The 15,708-nt window shown below is 56.8% G+C and carries 13 protein-coding genes, 1 tRNA gene and 1 pseudogene; 7 read left to right on the top strand and 8 right to left on the bottom strand.

The annotated features are described in order from the left end of the window. Positions 1-15: 15 nt before the first annotated feature. The 7 genes from H8E27_09195 to H8E27_09165 all read right to left on the bottom strand — a co-directional run bounded on the left by H8E27_09195 (position 16) and on the right by H8E27_09165 (position 6,158). Positions 16-1,239, bottom strand: a complete 1,224-nt coding sequence (locus H8E27_09195; GenBank protein MBC8325784.1) for a rod shape-determining protein RodA — start codon at positions 1,237-1,239, stop codon at positions 16-18. Beyond that, complete coding sequence (locus H8E27_09190; protein ID MBC8325783.1) at positions 1,239-3,098, bottom strand: hypothetical protein; 1,860 nt, start codon at positions 3,096-3,098, stop codon at positions 1,239-1,241. The genes H8E27_09195 and H8E27_09190 overlap by 1 nt, the downstream gene beginning before the upstream one ends. Then, complete coding sequence (locus H8E27_09185) at positions 3,098-3,646, bottom strand: hypothetical protein (protein ID MBC8325782.1); 549 nt, start codon at positions 3,644-3,646, stop codon at positions 3,098-3,100. Before H8E27_09185 ends, H8E27_09190 begins: the two co-directional genes overlap by 1 nt. Beyond that, positions 3,643-4,449 carry a rod shape-determining protein MreC gene (gene mreC, locus H8E27_09180; protein MBC8325781.1) on the bottom strand — a complete coding sequence of 269 codons (807 nt, stop codon included), beginning with the start codon at positions 4,447-4,449 and terminating at the stop codon, positions 3,643-3,645. The genes H8E27_09185 and mreC overlap by 4 nt, the downstream gene beginning before the upstream one ends. A 40-nt stretch (positions 4,450-4,489) precedes the next feature. Continuing rightward, a complete protein-coding gene (locus tag H8E27_09175) occupies positions 4,490-5,506 on the bottom strand; it encodes a rod shape-determining protein (protein ID MBC8325780.1) in 1,017 nt (338 codons plus the stop codon). A 92-nt stretch (positions 5,507-5,598) separates the two neighbouring features. Continuing rightward, positions 5,599-5,675: transfer RNA gene (locus H8E27_09170), tRNA-Met, on the bottom strand. 132 nt (positions 5,676-5,807) lie between these two features. Continuing rightward, entirely contained in the window at positions 5,808-6,158 is a 351-nt protein-coding gene (locus H8E27_09165) for a hypothetical protein (protein MBC8325779.1), read from the bottom strand. An 801-nt stretch (positions 6,159-6,959) separates the two neighbouring features. Here H8E27_09165 and H8E27_09160 point away from each other — a divergent pair. From H8E27_09160 to lpxA, 6 genes and pseudogenes are all read left to right on the top strand, one after another. Further along, the gene (locus tag H8E27_09160; GenBank protein MBC8325778.1) at positions 6,960-8,141 is read left to right on the top strand and encodes a hypothetical protein; all 1,182 of its coding nucleotides are present in this window, start codon (positions 6,960-6,962) and stop codon (positions 8,139-8,141) included. A gap of 250 nt (positions 8,142-8,391) precedes the next feature. Further along, complete coding sequence (gene rpsO / locus H8E27_09155; GenBank protein MBC8325777.1) at positions 8,392-8,655, top strand: 30S ribosomal protein S15; 264 nt, start codon at positions 8,392-8,394, stop codon at positions 8,653-8,655. 161 nt (positions 8,656-8,816) lie between these two features. Further along, positions 8,817-10,931: pseudogene (pnp, locus tag H8E27_09150) on the top strand (polyribonucleotide nucleotidyltransferase). Further along, a complete protein-coding gene (locus H8E27_09145) occupies positions 10,923-11,279 on the top strand; it encodes a S1 RNA-binding domain-containing protein (protein ID MBC8325776.1) in 357 nt (118 codons plus the stop codon). Before pnp ends, H8E27_09145 begins: the two are co-directional and overlap by 9 nt. A gap of 49 nt (positions 11,280-11,328) precedes the next feature. Continuing rightward, positions 11,329-12,699, top strand: coding sequence for a bifunctional UDP-3-O-[3-hydroxymyristoyl] N-acetylglucosamine deacetylase/3-hydroxyacyl-ACP dehydratase (locus tag H8E27_09140; GenBank protein ID MBC8325775.1), 1,371 nt, complete (start codon positions 11,329-11,331; stop codon positions 12,697-12,699). A 5-nt stretch (positions 12,700-12,704) separates the two neighbouring features. Next, entirely contained in the window at positions 12,705-13,478 is a 774-nt protein-coding gene (gene lpxA / locus H8E27_09135) for an acyl-ACP--UDP-N-acetylglucosamine O-acyltransferase (protein MBC8325774.1), read from the top strand. Between the two features lie 20 nt (positions 13,479-13,498). Here lpxA and H8E27_09130 read toward each other — a convergent pair whose 3' ends face one another. After that, complete coding sequence (locus H8E27_09130; GenBank protein MBC8325773.1) at positions 13,499-14,299, bottom strand: histidinol-phosphatase HisJ family protein; 801 nt, start codon at positions 14,297-14,299, stop codon at positions 13,499-13,501. 132 nt (positions 14,300-14,431) lie between these two features. Between H8E27_09130 and H8E27_09125 the strand changes: the two genes are divergently transcribed. Continuing rightward, entirely contained in the window at positions 14,432-15,700 is a 1,269-nt protein-coding gene (locus tag H8E27_09125; protein MBC8325772.1) for an adenylosuccinate synthase, read from the top strand. Positions 15,701-15,708 lie beyond the last annotated feature (8 nt).

Genomic DNA, 15,708 nt, shown 5'->3' with positions numbered 1-15,708 from the left:
TGTTTAAACTGTTAATTAAATTGTTCGTTGATAGAGCCGCACATTTTGCAATAGCCCAAGTGCCAGTAACGAACACACCACCGATGAGCCGCCCGAACTGAGCAGCGGTAATGGCAGCCCCGTCACCGGCACCATCCGGATGTTCATCCCGATGTTTACAAACACGTGGCTGAACAACAGCGTGACCACTCCGATGGCGATGAGTCTTCCGAGCCGGTCGCGGCACTGGCTGGCCGTGCGGATGCCCGCCACGATGATGCCGCCGTACAGCAGAATCACCAACGTGCTGCCCGCAAACCCGCTCTCCTCGGCGATCACCGAAAAAATAAAGTCGTTGTGCGCCACGCCCCGTGGCAGGTAGCCGTGGGCATTTTGGATGCCCTGTTTCCAGCCTTTGCCCGTGAGCCCACCTGAACCCACCGAGATCATCGCCTGTACGACGTTGTACGAATCCTGCCGTTGCAGCGCACGCGCCTGGCGGATTTCCGCTTGCGAAGCACCTGCTCCGGCGTACTGGCTGGCGTAGTCCACATTGAAGTACACCATCAGCCGTCGCTTTTGATAGTCCGGAAACTGTATCGGTTTCCAGTCTTTTGGCATAAAAAATACGTAGGCCAGCACCAATGACACGAAAATCACGACTCCGCCCACTAATTTTCGCAGGAAACCGCCCGGCACACCCGCCACGTAAAGCATCACCAAAGCCGGTGGCAACAGCGTCAGTGCCGAGCCCAAATCCGGCTCCAAAAAGATTAGCGCGAAGGGCACGCCCGCCAGTGCGAGGGCTTTGAGAAGCACTTTGGGCTCCTTTAATTCCTTGGGGGGGCGACTGAGGAATTGCGCCAACGCCAGCACCACAGCCACCTTCGCCAGCTCCGATGGCTGAAATTGAGTGACCCCCAAATCAAACCACCGCCGCGCGCCAAACCGCACCGAGCCGATGCCGGGGATCAGCACCGCGACGAGCATAATGAGACTGAGCCAGTAAAACACATTGGCCCAACGCGCCGTTTGTTGATAGTCGCGCAGGCACAACACGAAGGCCGCGCCGATGCCGATGCCGTAAAAAATGATTTGTTTATAATGTGGCATTCGGAGCCAATGCGCGCCGGTGTATGTGTCGTTGTTGTACGTGGCACTGTAAACGAAGAGCACCCCGAACGCCATCAAACCCGCAAGGCACAGTAGCAACAATCGGTCGAGCCGATGCCATGGGATGAGTTGTTCGATAAACTTCATCAGTTGCCGGCGATGTGGTTGGGGTTGTCGCGCGCGATGAGCGCTTCATAAATTTTCTTGGCTGCCGGCGCGCAGGTAAGGCCGCCGGACGCACCGCGCTCAACCATCACCACCACCGCGTACTTTGGTTTTTCAAAAGGGCCGTACGAAGCGAACCATGTGATCTTGTGGCGGCCTTCGCGGTTGCGGACTTCGGCCGTGCCGGTTTTGCCGCACACGGCAAAGCCTTCGATGCGGGCGCGTTTGCCGGTGCCGTCATCATCCGCGACATCAGCAAGCATCGCGCGTTGCACGTGCGCAAGGCTTTCTTGTTTTACGTTTAAAGTACCGCGTACTTTGGCAGGTGGAAATTGTTTGGCTTCATTGGCGCGGGTGGGATCCACCGATGTGATGCGGTCGACCACGCGCGGTGAAAAAACTTTACCGCCATTTGCTACCGCAGCGGTCATCACCGTCATTTGTAGCGGCGTCACCGCCACGGGGCCCTGGCCAATCGACAGGTTTGCGGTGTCGCCATCCTGCCAATGACTGCGGTTTTGGACATCGGCCAAAGTTGGGAATTGCGGATTGGCTTCCTGCCGCGTGAGGAGGTCGGTTTTTTCGCGCAGGAAAAATTGCTCGCCCATCGAGATAATTTTGTCCGCGCCGGTTTCGATGGCGCGAGTGATAAAGTAAGTATTGCTTGAGTGCTTGAAGCCTTCGCGAAAATCGTAATGCCCCGGCGGAGCGGTGTCGTCAATCCGCCGTCGTCCCACTTTTGCGTAACCGGGGTTGTAAACAAAGTTGGTGGGATTGGCGCCGGCTTCTAACGCGGCGAGGCCGGAAACAATTTTGAAAATAGATCCCGGCGGATAGCGCTCCTGGGTGGCGCGAAAGAGCAACGGGCTTGGGCGTGCCTCGCGGTATTCGCTCCAAAGTTCACTGCGTATGCCGGGGATAAATGCGTTGGGATCAAACACCGGCAGCGACACCAGTGCGATGAGGTCGCCAGTTTGCACGTTCATCACCACGGCCGCCGCGCCTTTGCGGCCGGTTTCCGTGAGAGCTTGGTAAGCGGCATCCTGAATTGCGAGATCCAAGGTGAGCACCACATTGTTGCCGGGCTCCGGGGCGACTACGATTTCTTCGCGCTGGCGGTAGCCGAGATTGTTGACAAGTAAACTTTTGGTGCCCGCGCTGCCGCGCAGCGTGTTGTTAAAGGTTTGTTCTAATCCCATCGCGCCGGTGAAATCGGGCAGCCGATAGTTGTAGGGGTGATCTTCATCGGGAATGGATTGTGGGCGTCGCAATCGGCCCACGAGATGCGCCACGGATTGGGAAGGGTAATGCCGGTGCGGTTGCGCCTCCACATCCATGCCGGGAACGCGCCATGCGTTTTCCATAAACCACGCCACGTTGGTTTGCGATAAATCACGCATCACGGGAATGGGTAGGGCGAGTTGCTCGATAAAGTGCTTTTGTAATTGTGCCTTTGTGAGTGTGAACGGCTGGTCGAGCTGGAGTGCGGCAATGAAATCGCCCACCACTTGATGGCGTACGCCGGCCTCGGTGCGGGTATCGTGCGGGGCTTCGCGCCAGGCTTTACGAAAGTGTTGGCGAAGTTCATCCAAGTAGGCGTGGATGACATAGGAAGGCCGGTCATGCGCCAGCGGGCGGCCCTGCGCATCGAGGATGGAGCCGCGTACGGCGGGTAGTCGTACGGTGCGGCGGGATTGATTTTTCTGTTCTGCTTCGTGCTCCAACGCGGTGATTACCTGCACGTAAGCGAGGCCGCCGAGCAGCACGGCCAACCCTAATAACAAAGCCGCACCGGCGAGGTGCAGGCGATGGTCGTCATTTACCGTGGCAGGGCGGGGCATTAGTGTGGGCTGCGGTTGATTTGGGTGGTGGTGTCGTAAGGCGCGGCGAGGGGTTGATCTTCGACCGTTTTATCGAGCCATTGGAGTAGCGGAAAAAAGATCAGGGCGAGCAGTCCACTGGCGAGACTCATCACGGCTAATTGCCAAAGCGAAAACCAGCCGAGCAAGGGGTCGCGCCCAAGTATCATTAGAAATCCCACGCTCACAAGCGGCACAAGCGCACCGGCCGCGGCGGCGACGGCGAAGCGCGCGCCCCAAAGGCGGGTGTGGATGGCCCGGCGGTTGAGCGATACGGCGACTCCTACGGCGAAGAGCGGAATCATGCTGATACCGGGGGGATCGGCGGACAGTGAAGTTTGCCAAAGTGAACCGAGGGCCGCCAGCAGAGTGATAGCCAGCACGGGAGCGCGAAGGGCGGCGCAGACCATCAACGCGGGCAAGGGATCGATGCGGGTTCCGGTGATGCGTTGAGGCCATTCGAGGGTGTTTGCGAGATAAAGCGCAAGGAGCGCGATCACCAACAGGCCGAGTGCGTAAAACGTTTTCATGGCAGGATGACCCAGACTTCGTTGAGGCGTGAGGAGTCCACGGCAAGTTTTACGCGCGCGTTGGAGTTGAGCGCGCCGGGAGCAGGCGCGACGCTAAGGAGTTTGCCGACCGGAATACCGCGCGGGAAAAGCCGGCCGAGGCCACTGGTGACCACCGGGTCGCCCGCACGCGCGGCGGTGTGGGCGGGCAGGAATTGGAGGTTTACGATGGTGTGATCAAAGACCGTGGCGCCGTCGGCGGTGAGGATGCCGTTCTCGCGCGAGGGTTGGACGTTGATGGACAGTCGACAGGCAGGGTCGCCAATGAGTGCGACGCGCGAGCGGTTGGGATGTACTTCGTGGACGCGCCCCACGAGGCCTTCAGGCGTGAGGATGGGCAAGCCTTCGCGCACACCGTGGCGGGAACCAATGTTGATTTGCAACGTGCGCCACCAATTGGCGGGGTCGCGCCCGATGACTTGGGCAAGGCGGAGCTTCCATTGGTTGGTGGCGGCAAAGGCAACTTGAACGCGCAGGGCTTTGTTTTCTTCGGCGGTGGCGCGGAGTTGTTGGATTTGAATGCGAAGGACTTCGTTGGTGAGGGCGAGCCGCCGATTTTGGTCGAGCAAATCCTCGCGCGTGGCGGTTTTGTTGGCGGCGAAATTGCGGGCGCGTTGGAGGCCGGTTTCTGCAGAAAACAGAGGGACGAAAAAGCTGCCGGAGGCAAGTTTCACCTGCCTTGCCGCTTGCGGTGACAGTGCGAAGAGCACTGCCGCGAGCCCCAGCACAAAGCCAGTGGCATAAACGTATGGCCTTAAATTCATTTGCCCGGGGGCATGTTGCCCGGGCGAACGCAACGGGGAATCAGGCGGCGGCGCGCCTCCAAAAATCGATATTTCTCAGAACCATTCCGGTGCCATTGGCCACGGAAATGAGCGGCTCGTCTGCAATGGAGACGGGCAGTTGGGTTTCCTTGGCAATGAGCCGGTCGATGCCGCGCAGGAGCGCACCGCCGCCGGCCACCACAATGCCGCGATCCACGAGGTCGCCTGCCAGTTCGGGCGGGCATTGCTCAAGGATTTGGCGGATGGATTCCAAGATGCTCGAGAGCGGATCCTTGAGAGCATCACGGATTTCCTCTGAACGGATGGTTACCGTGCGGGGTAACCCGGAGCTGATGGCGAGGCCTTTGACCTCCATCGTCATTTCCTCTTCCAAGGGGAAGGCGGACCCGATTTTTAGTTTGATTTCCTCGGCAGTGCGTTCGCCGATTTTCAGGTTGTGGGCATTTTTCAGGTGCCCGATAATTGCATTGTCAAATTGATCGCCGCCCACGCGCAGGCTGGTGGCTTGTACGATGTTGGCGAGTGAGATTACCGCAATCTCCGCCGTGCCGCCGCCGATGTCCACCACCATGTTCCCGGCGGGCTCGGCCACGGGTAACCCCGCGCCGATGGCGGCGGCGAGCGGTTGCTTGATGGGATAAAATTCACGGGCCCCGGCGCGCGTCACGGAGTCTTCCACCGCGCGGCGTTCCACTTCGGTGATGCCCGAGGGCACGGCTACGACGACGCGCGGCTCGACGAGCTTGCGATGGTGGACTTTGGAAATGAAAGCGCGCAGCATTGCTTCGGTCACATCGAAATCCGCGATCACGCCGTCTTTCATTGGGCGGATGGCAACGATGTTGCCAGGGGTGCGCCCGAGCATTGCCTTGGCTTCGTTGCCCACGGCGAGCACGTTTTTGGTACCGGCTTGGATGGCCACCACGGAGGGTTCGCGCAGCACAATGCCTTTATCTTTCAAGAAAACCAAAGAGTTGGCGGTTCCGAGATCGATGCCAATGTCATTGGAAAACAAGCTTTTGATACCGTCAAACATAGTGTGCGTCTTGCAGTTGGGGGACGATAGAGATGCGATCGGCAAGCGGTCAAGAGCGGGTTATTGAAGTTTTACCCAAAAAACGGGGAAAATGGTAGCAGAGGAGGGACTCGAACCCCCGACATGCGGATTATGATTCCGCCGCTCTAACCAACTGAGCTACTCTGCCGACGGGCGGAGACTGCACATTTTGTGGAAGTTTTGTCAATCTTGGATGGTTTAGGCTTTGAGGCGTGTTTCACAGGTGCGTCTTTCTGTGTATCATCTCGAAATGGCTTGCTGGATTGGGGTTAGGATGAATTTAGTGGGTTTCTGTTTTTAGGGCTTCTTGAGCTTTTTTTGCCTTTCTGAGTTCTTTCGTGTGATCGTCAATTATTTTCCATTTAGCAAACATGTATCCGATTGCAATTGTAGAAAATCCAACGACGATTGTGAAGGCAGATGCTGCGTAATCGAGAAAAATCCGGGGCCATCCGTATTCGATTTGGCTGAGGATTTGCTGACGATCAACAACCTGCTGTGCGGCTTGAACGTCCTCATGAAAAAACTGTAGCAACACGCGGTGTGGCATCAGGGCATATACTCCAATTAAAATGAAGGGCAAGCTAATCAGCATAAATCCAATCACTTCGGTAAATTTTATTTTTGGCATAGTGTACAGTTGCGATTGATCACTCTACGGCGCACCGAGGGAGCCGGAAGTGGAAGATGGTGGCGCAGGGGTTAATCCCACAACCACCTACACAGATTCTGGTTCTGGTATCTCTCAAAGCCCGGGAGCTTCCGAGAAAGTGCACCCCCAGTGTTCCCGGAACTGGCGGCAGAGCCCGCCAGCCCGTCCGGGCCTGATGCTGACGCTCTCCACAGACAAGATACTCAAGATTTTAAGGATGTCAACCTGAAGGATAATTTATGAGGGGAAAGTGGCATGCCCCCAGTGTACTCGGCACTGGGTACCCGTAGTGGAGAATCATCCGAGCCTGTAACTCGCACCGCGACGAATCAAAGCACTCCAGATTCCCAAGATGTCAACCCCAAGAACGAAGATTCTGAGGGTGATTGAGAAATCTTTTAAAAGAAACGAACCCAGACTGACAACTAGATCAGCCTGGGTTGTTGCCAAGACTGGCGTCAAGTCCAGTCCACCGCCGGTTTATACTCCAGATGGCACTGCTAAACCTACCGCCGATTCTCAAAATGTCAACCCCAGTAACAAGTGGAAGGGGATGTATTTAATCCAAAATAAGAGTGGTGCAGCTCCAGTTTTCCTGGAACTGGAAGCTCGCTCACTGGGATCAGCCGGGTCCGTTACCCACCCAGAAAGCTCAGGGAGAGAATGATTCTGATTCCAAAAATGTCAACCCCAAGAACGAAGGTTCTGAAGGGGATGGGTCGGCGGGTGAGGTGTTACTGAATATTGAGCAGCGGACTTTGCCTCGGAATATTGAGGGGGATGCGGGAAGTGCATTTGGGGGCACCAGCGGAAACTGCCAGCACTCCCAATGCTCGTCCGAGGACGGATGAACCCTCCTCAGAAAGTAACGATGCGATTAAAGTAATTGAAGCGCCCGTTGGTATAATTAGTGCTCGCGGAATTCCGAAAAACACCCCTCTAACGGGCGCGCCCAGCGAACCGAGCAAGATCAAGGTAATCGACCTGCTTCGGGGTGTCAAGCGGGAGAACGGAGAATATTTCTTTTCACCCAAGGAAACGTTACGCGAACCGGCGGCTAAGTATGGTTCAGTGCTGGATGATAAAGTTGAAAAGCATCAACTGTCCCGAGAGATGTTAGGAGAATTGCCGGGTCTTTTGAGTGATCCGGTTATGGTATTTGACTCGGTGCGCGGGCGGGACTTGGATCATTTGTTGCGTTGGATCGATGAGGGGAAGACTCGGTATTGGAATAAAGAGAAGACTCGCAGCTGGCTCAAAACGTCCGAGAGATCTCGTGCCCCCCGGTTTGGAAGCCAACTGGAGTCTGCTAGCTTGCCTACCAAGGAAAGCGTGGATCGTCAAGGCGAAACGTTGCGTGAAGATGGCCCTGAATATGGCTCTAAATCCGAAGCTGTCCGGCGAGTAAAGACTTTGCAAGCGAAGGCTGCGGAGGGGCGGTTGACGCAGGTGGAGGAAGCGGAGCGGGTTGCGTTGGAGAAGGAATTGGGTCAGGAGTTTATGGGGTTCCACGCGGAGCAAACCCAGCGTGAGGATGCGGCGCTGCGACGGCGTATGGAGGCGCAGGCGGAGATGGACAAGCGGATACAAGCCGGGCCGATTGAAAGCCAGGGAGAGCTGCTTGACAAACTGGGGCAAATGGAGTTCTTTGAGAAACGCAAGGCGCATTACGATGCGTTGTGGCGCGGGGAACCGACTGATGAAAGAGGACTTAACCAATCCGGAATACTGGCTGAAGCTGGAGCCGGAACCGGACTGCCAGCCGATCAGCCCGGAGCTGGCGGAGCAACTGGCCCAGTCGCACCGAATGGGCAATCCGCTGATGGTGGAGCACCCGTCGATATACAGGACAGCATCCGAGTTACGGCAGCTGGAATCAACCGGAAGCTGAGCAACGGCAAACAATCCGGACAACTTGGCGAGGGATCAGAAGGGGCAAACCCTTCCGGAAAATCGCAGTAGCAAGAACTTGACTTCGCAACCGCCGTTGCACGGTTCCCTGAAGGACAAGTGCTTGGGCTGAATAGAAAACCGCCGCTCTAACCAACTGAGCTACTCTGCCGACGGGCGGAGACTGCACATTTTGTGGAAGTTTTGTCAATCTCACAGGTAAATCTACTAGAAACCCCTTGTTACTCGGCTAAAAAAATGTCACTTTCTCTCTTTACAAGTACAGGCGGGCAACCTACTTTCCCCGCCGCATATTAAATAGATGGACCCGAAAGTCAAACAAGAGGCAATTCAGGAATTTCGCATTAACGAGTCGGACACCGGCTCGGCGGACGTTCAAGTGGCGGTGCTTAGTCGCCGCATCAAACATCTGGAGCGACACCTCGTCCAGAACAAGAAAGACCACCACTCCCGCCGCGGGCTGCTCAATATGGTGAGCCGACGCAAACGGTTGTTGCGGTATCTTGGAAACAGACACGACACGAATCATGTGGTCGACTTGAAAAAGCGGCTGAGCATTCGTTAGTTCGTTGGCTTCTCTTGCCGGCGGGAATTCATCCGCCGCGCCAGTTCAAATCCATCAAAAAACACGTGCCATTGGCGGAGTGATTTCATTCAGCGTCCTCGCGGGGATTTTGACTGAAGTTTCTCTTGGCCAACGGCCAAACATAAACGCAAAGAAAGAAAATGACTGAACATCAAGTAACCGCCAAATTTGGCGATAAAGAAATCACGATCGGCAGTGGCCACATCACCAAACAGGCTGATGGCACTGTGACCGTGCAAATGGGCGAGACGATTGTCATGACGGCTGTCGTCGCCGCCACCAAAGGCCGTGACGGCCAGGACTGGTTCCCACTACAAGTGGATTACCGCGAACGCGCCTCGGCGTGTGGTGTCATTCCCGGCAACTATTTCCGCCGCGAAGGTCGCCCAAGTGATAAAGAGATTCTCACTTGCCGCCTCACCGATCGCCCCATCCGCCCGCTCTTCAGCAAGGGTTGGTTCAACGAGTGCCAAGTGTACGGCTTGTTGCTCAGCGCCGATGGCGAGAATGAGCCGGATGTGATGAGCATCCTCGGCGCGTCCGCCGCGTTGATGGTGAGCGACATCCCGTGGGCCGGCCCGTTGGGCGCGGTGCGTGTGGCGCGTATTGACGGCAAGTTTGTCGCTAACCCGACTAACGACGAAATGGCCGAGAGCGATCTCGACTTGCTTTACGTGGGTAATGAAACCGACGTGGTGATGTACGAAGGCTCGGCGGATCAAATCACCGAAGCGGACTTCATTAAGGCCCTTAAGTTTGGCCAGGAATGTTGTATCCCGCAGATCGAAGCTCAGAAAGAGCTTGTCAAAAAATGTGGCAAAGAAAAGCGCGACATCAGCGATCAACTGTTCGTGGTGCCGCCCGCTATCTTTGAAAAAGCCGAGGAACTCGGCGGCGGCGATCGCATCGTGGAAGCGTTGCTCACCGTGGCCAAGCTCGAGCGCGAACGCAAAGTCAGCGCCATCAAAGACGAAGTGGCCGCCAAACTCCGCGAGGAATTCGGTGAAGACGAAGTCACCGGCCCCGTGGTGGAACAAGCGTTTTACCACATCCAAAAGACCGCACTGCGCGGCCTGATTTTGGAGAAGGGCAAGCGTCTCGACGGTCGTTCGCTCGACACGTTGCGCGACGTTCAGTGCGAAGTGGGCGTGCTGCCCCGCACTCACGGTTCGGCGCTCTTTACACGCGGCGAAACACAAGCACTCGTGACCACCACCCTCGGCACTACTGACGACGCCCAGCGTTTCGACAGCTACACCGGCGGCCCGGATCGCAAGCAGTTCCTTCTGCATTATAACTTCCCCAACTATTCAGTTGGCGAAACCGGCCGCATCATGGGCCCCGGCCGACGCGAGGTGGGCCACGGCGCGCTCGCCGAGCGTTCACTGCTCCCGATGCTTCCGATGGATGACAACTATCCGTACGCCGTGCGATTGATCGCTGAGATTCTCGAATCCAACGGCTCCAGCTCAATGGCCAGTGTTTGTGGCGGCAGCTTGGCGTTGATGAACGCGGGCGTTGAACTCAAGGGCGCGTGCGCCGGTATTAGCATTGGCATTTGCACCAAGCTCGACGAAAACGAGAAGATCGAAGAGTACCGCATCCTTACCGACATCATGGGTTGGGAAGATGCATTCTGCGATATGGATTGCAAAATCGCCGGCTCCAAGGAAGGCATCACCGGCTTCCAGCTGGATCTCAAGCTCAAGGGCTTGCCGATGAATATCATGGAAGAGGCCATCGAGGCCGCGCGCGTGGCGCGTCATGCGATCATCGACACGATGAACGAAACCATCAGCGAGCCGGGCGAGATGAGCCCTTATGCTCCACGCATCACGCAGCTGAAGGTGGACCCCGACAAGATTGGAATGATCATCGGCCCGGGCGGAAAGAATATCAAACGCATCGTCGAGGAGTCCGGTTGCGAAATCAACATCGAGGACGACGGTACGGTTAATGTTTACTCGCTCAATCCCGAAGGCATGAAAGTTGCCATCGAGGAAATCGAAGGAATGACTGCCGAAGCCGAGATTGGCAAAATCTATCACGGCACCGTTGTCACGATCAAAGATTTCGGCTGCTTCGTGGAATTCATGCCGGGCAAAGACGGACTCTGCCACATTAGTGAGCTGGCCAACCAGCGCGTCAATCGCACCGAGGATGTCGTCAAAGAAGGCGACAAGATTCACGTGAAATGCCTCGGCGTAGACGAGCGCGGCAAGGTGAAGCTCTCTCGCAAAGCGGCGATGGCCGAAATGAATGGCGAAGTCGACGAGACCGGCGGCGAATCATCCGGTCCTGCACGCGAGAAGCGTGAGGTCAGCGATGAAGAGCCCGAGGAAGGCAAGCTCTATCAGGGCACCGTGGTCACGATTAAAGACTTCGGCTGTTTCGTGGAGTTCCTGCCCGGACGCGACGGCCTCGTGCACGTCAGCGAGCTCGCTCAGTCCCGCGTCAAAAACGTCGAAGACATCGTCCAAATGGGCGACCAAATTTGGGTGAAATGTCTCGGCGTGGATGAGCGCGGCAAGGTGCGCCTCTCCCGCAAAGCGGCCATTGCTGACCGCGAAGCCGAAGAGACCGGCGATCCCGTCGAAGCGTAGTTCCGGCAATAGTCTTGAAAAATGGTAGGCATTCGGGTTAAAACCCCGCGTGCTCAACCAACAAACACTGGCAAGCCAAGCCGTTTACAGCGGCATTGGTTTGCACAGCGGCAACAAGGTCAATATGACCTTTTTGCCTGCTCCGCCCAATCACGGCATTCGATTCCGGCGCGTCGATCTCGACGGTCAGCCGGAAATCGAAGCCGTGGTGGAGAATGTCGCCGACACCAACCGCTCCACCACACTCTCCAAAGGCAACGTCAAACTCCACACCGTCGAGCACGTGCTTGCCGCCTTTGCCGGTGCCGGTATCGACAACGCCATCGTTGAGCTTGACGCCAACGAACCTCCCATCGCCGACGGCAGTTCGCTCGAGTACTGTAAGATGATTGAGGCTACCGGCATCGCCGCACAGGATGCGCCGCGCGAAAGTTACTCCCTCGAAGCCCCCATCAATTTGCAAAGCGGCGGCTCGCAAATGACCGCCTTCCCGCACGACCGTTTAAAAATCACCTGCACCAGTGCTGGCGATAACGGTCGGTTCACGCAGCTTTTCAGCATCGAAATCAATCCCGACAGTTGGCGCGCAGAAATATCCCGCGCCCGCACCTTTTGCTATTACGAAGAAATCGAGCACTTATACAATAATGGCTTGATCAAAGGCGGCAGTTTAGAAAACGCAGTCGTCATCCGCGACGACGCCGTGCTCACCAACGAACCACTTCGCTATCCCGATGAATTTGTGCGGCACAAGATTCTCGACATCATCGGTGACCTCTCACTGATCGGTCGCCCCATCGGGGCGCACATCGTTGCCGTGTTGCCCAGCCACGCCGCCAACTGCGAGATGGCCCGCCGCATCGTCGCTCAAATTCGCAAGCCTACCCAAGCCGCCCAAACCTTTGCTCCCCCCGCCACCAACGCCCCCCCCCAAAAAGTCGCCGTGGAAGAAAAGGCTACCGAAACCATCGTGCAAGACGGCGCGCAGCTTGACGTAAACCAAATCATGAAAGTGCTGCCGCATCGGTATCCGTTCCTGATGGTCGACCGCGTCACCAGCATCAATGGCAACCACATCGTCGCGCAGAAAAATGTCAGCATCAACGAGCCGTATTTTCAGGGCCATTTCCCAAACCACCCCATCATGCCCGGCGTGCTCCAGCTCGAAGCCATCGCGCAAGTTGCGGGAATCCTGATGCTCAAGAAAGCCGAAAACTTCGGCAAGCTCGCCTACTTTATGGCCGCCGAAAATGTCAAGTGGCGCAAACCCGTTCTCCCCGGCGACACCCTCACCATCGACGTCGAGCTCACCAAATCCCGCGGCAAGATCGGCAAAGCCCAAGGCAAATGCCTCGTCAACGGCGAACAAGTCAGCGGCGCGCTCATCACCTTTATGCTCATCGACAACGACGAGTCCTGAGCACAATGAACCAAATCCACTCCACCGCCGTCATCGAGCCTGGCGCACACATTGCCGAAGGCTGCCACATCGGCCCCTATTGCGTCATCGGCGCGAACGTCACGCTCGGCCAAGGCTGCATCCTCCATTCCCACATCGTTATCGATGGCCACACCGAGCTCGGCGAAACCAACACCCTTTACCCCTTCGCCAGCATCGGCCTCCAATCGCAGGACCTCAAACATTCCGGCGGCACGACCCACACCCGCATCGGTTCGCACAACACCCTCCGCGAATACGTCACCATCCACAGCGCCACCGACGATGGCGACGCCACCATCATCGGTTCTCATAACAATCTTCTCGCCTACACCCACGTCGCGCACGATTGCCAGCTTGGCGATCACATCGTGATGTCCAACGTCGCCACCCTCGCTGGCCACGTCACCGTCGAAGACCGCGCCATCATCGGTGGCCTCGCCGCCGTGCATCAATTCTGCCGCATCGGCACCATGTCCATCATCGGCGGTTGCAGCAAAGTCGTCCAAGACATCCCCCCATATATGATGGCCGACGGCAACCCCGCCACCACCCGCGCCCTAAACAAAGAAGGCCTCAAGCGCAACGAAGTCAGCGCTGAATCCCAAGCCGCCCTGAAACAAGCGCACCGAATTATCTTCCGAGGCGACCTCACCCTCGCCAACTCAATCGACAAAGCCATTCAAGAAGTTGAAACCTCACGCGAAGTTGAGCACCTACTAAACTTCCTCCAATCCAGCCAACGCGGCATCGCCCGATAATTATTAAACTGCTTGGCAATTCAAATCTCCACCACACTTTTTTCACGCCCGACAAAACGGCAACATTCATCAAACCCCGCCGTCCTCGCCAACTCCATCGCATCCTCCAAATTCATCCCCACTTCGTGCGGCGCGTGGGCGTCCGCGCCGAAGGTGATTTGAATGTCAGCCGCGCGCGCGAGTTTCAGAAAATCCAAGCTCGGATAAATCTCAGCGCAATCTTTGCGAAGGCCGGCGGTGTTTAGCTCAATGCACGTGTCGGTGCTTTTGCAGGCGTCGAGAAATTCCTGAAATAAATCCGTGCAATCGTGTGTGGGGCGGTGGCCGAATTTTTTGGGCAAATCAGGATGGCCAATGATTTGGAACAACCCCGATGCAGCCGCCGCCGTGAGGCGCTCGAAGTATTCCGCCCACACATCGTCGACGCCGCGGTTGTCCCACTCGGCGATGTACTTCGGATTATCAAAATCCCATTTGCCGGAGACGTAATGGACGGAGCCAATAAAATAATCCCAATTGTAGCGGCCCGCCATTTCCTCAATCCACGCCTCGTGGCCCGGGATGAAATCGACTTCCAACCCCAGCCGAATGGGCAGAGCAGGGTAGGTCTCGCGGGCGAGTTCCACTTTGGCGACGTATTCATCCAGTTCACCGGCGAGCATCCGCCAGTTATCCTGATCATCGTGCTCCACTGGCGAGTGATCGCTAAAGCCAATCTCCGGCAATCCCAATTCCAGCGCGCGCGCCGCGTACTCGATGGGTTCCCCCTTCGCGTGGCGGCACAAGGGTGTGTGCATATGATAATCAGCCGGCAACGACATGCGCGGAAGATAGCGGTGCCTTGCTCGTGAGGGAAGGGATTTGATTGACAGCGCCCAAAACGACCACCATTCTCCTCCGGCAAATAGCAATCGTATTTGCCCCGCTCGACGGGGCTTTTTGTTTTTTGGCTTATGGCAAACACAATTCTGATCGGCGCCCAATGGGGCGATGAAGGCAAAGGCAAAATCATCGACGTGCTCACCGAGCGCGCGGATTTGGTGGTGCGCAGCCAAGGCGGCGCGAACGCCGGCCACACAGTTCGCGTGGGCAAAAAGCAATATGTGCTGCACTTGATCCCTTCGGGAATCCTGCGTGCGCGCAAGCGCTGTATCATCGGTAACGGCGTGGTGATTGATCCCGTGTCGCTCGTGCGCGAGTTGGACGGGTTGAAGCGGCACAAGGTGAACGTGAAGAACCGCCTGTTTATCAGCGACAAAGCGCACATCGTGATGCCATACCACCGCGCCATCGAGGCGTGCACGGAAAACCTCAAGGGCAAAAATAGAATCGGCACCACGCTGCGCGGCATCGGCCCGGCGTATGGCGACAAGATTGCCCGCACCGGCCTTCGATTGGCGGACTTGGTGGACGCCAAAAAGTTTGAATCACGTCTGCGCAGTCGCTTGCGCGATGCCAATCGCATCATCCGTGCGCTGGGTGGTAAGGGGTTGTCCTTCAAAAAAATCCACGAAGATTACCGGAAAGCCGCGCGGCGTCTGGCGCCCTTCGTGGCGAATACCACGCGGATGGTTCACGATGCGTTGGATGCCAAACAGGAAATCCTCTTTGAAGGCGCACAAGGCACCTACCTCGATATCGATCAGGGCACGTATCCTTTTGTGACTTCGTCTAACACCACGTCCGGTGGTTCCTGTACGGGCTCCGGAATGCCGCCCAATCGCGTCGATCACGTGCTCGGCGTGCTCAAGGCGTACACCACGCGCGTCGGCGGCGGGCCATTCCCGACGGAGGACGATTCCATTGGCGATATGCTGCACAACATGGGGCGCGAATTCGGTGCGACCACCGGTCGTCCGCGCCGTTGCGGATGGTTTGATGCGGTGGCCACGCGACAGGCGGTGCAAGTGAATGGCATTGATCAATTGGCAGTGACTAATATTGACGGCCTCGATAAGTTGGCGGAAATTAAAATCTGCACCGGCTACCGGCTTGACAGCAAAAGGCTCGACTACGTCCCAACAGATGCTGAGGACATCGAGCGCGTGAAACCCATTTATAAAACATTCCCTGGTTGGTGCTGCGATACCTCAGCGGTGACCGACTGGAAAAGGCTGCCGCCAAAAGCACGCCGATATTTGCAGGCGCTTTCAAAACTCATCGGAGCAAAAATTATTATCGCGTCCGTGGGGCCGGCTCGGAGCCAAACGATGTTTTTGTGAGCGCGCGT

The organism is Limisphaerales bacterium, assembly GCA_014382585.1.
Lineage (GTDB): Bacteria > Verrucomicrobiota > Verrucomicrobiia > Limisphaerales > UBA1100 > JACNJL01.
Note: the sequence above shows the minus strand (reverse complement) of the source record. Positions and strands in the feature narration are given on the sequence as shown.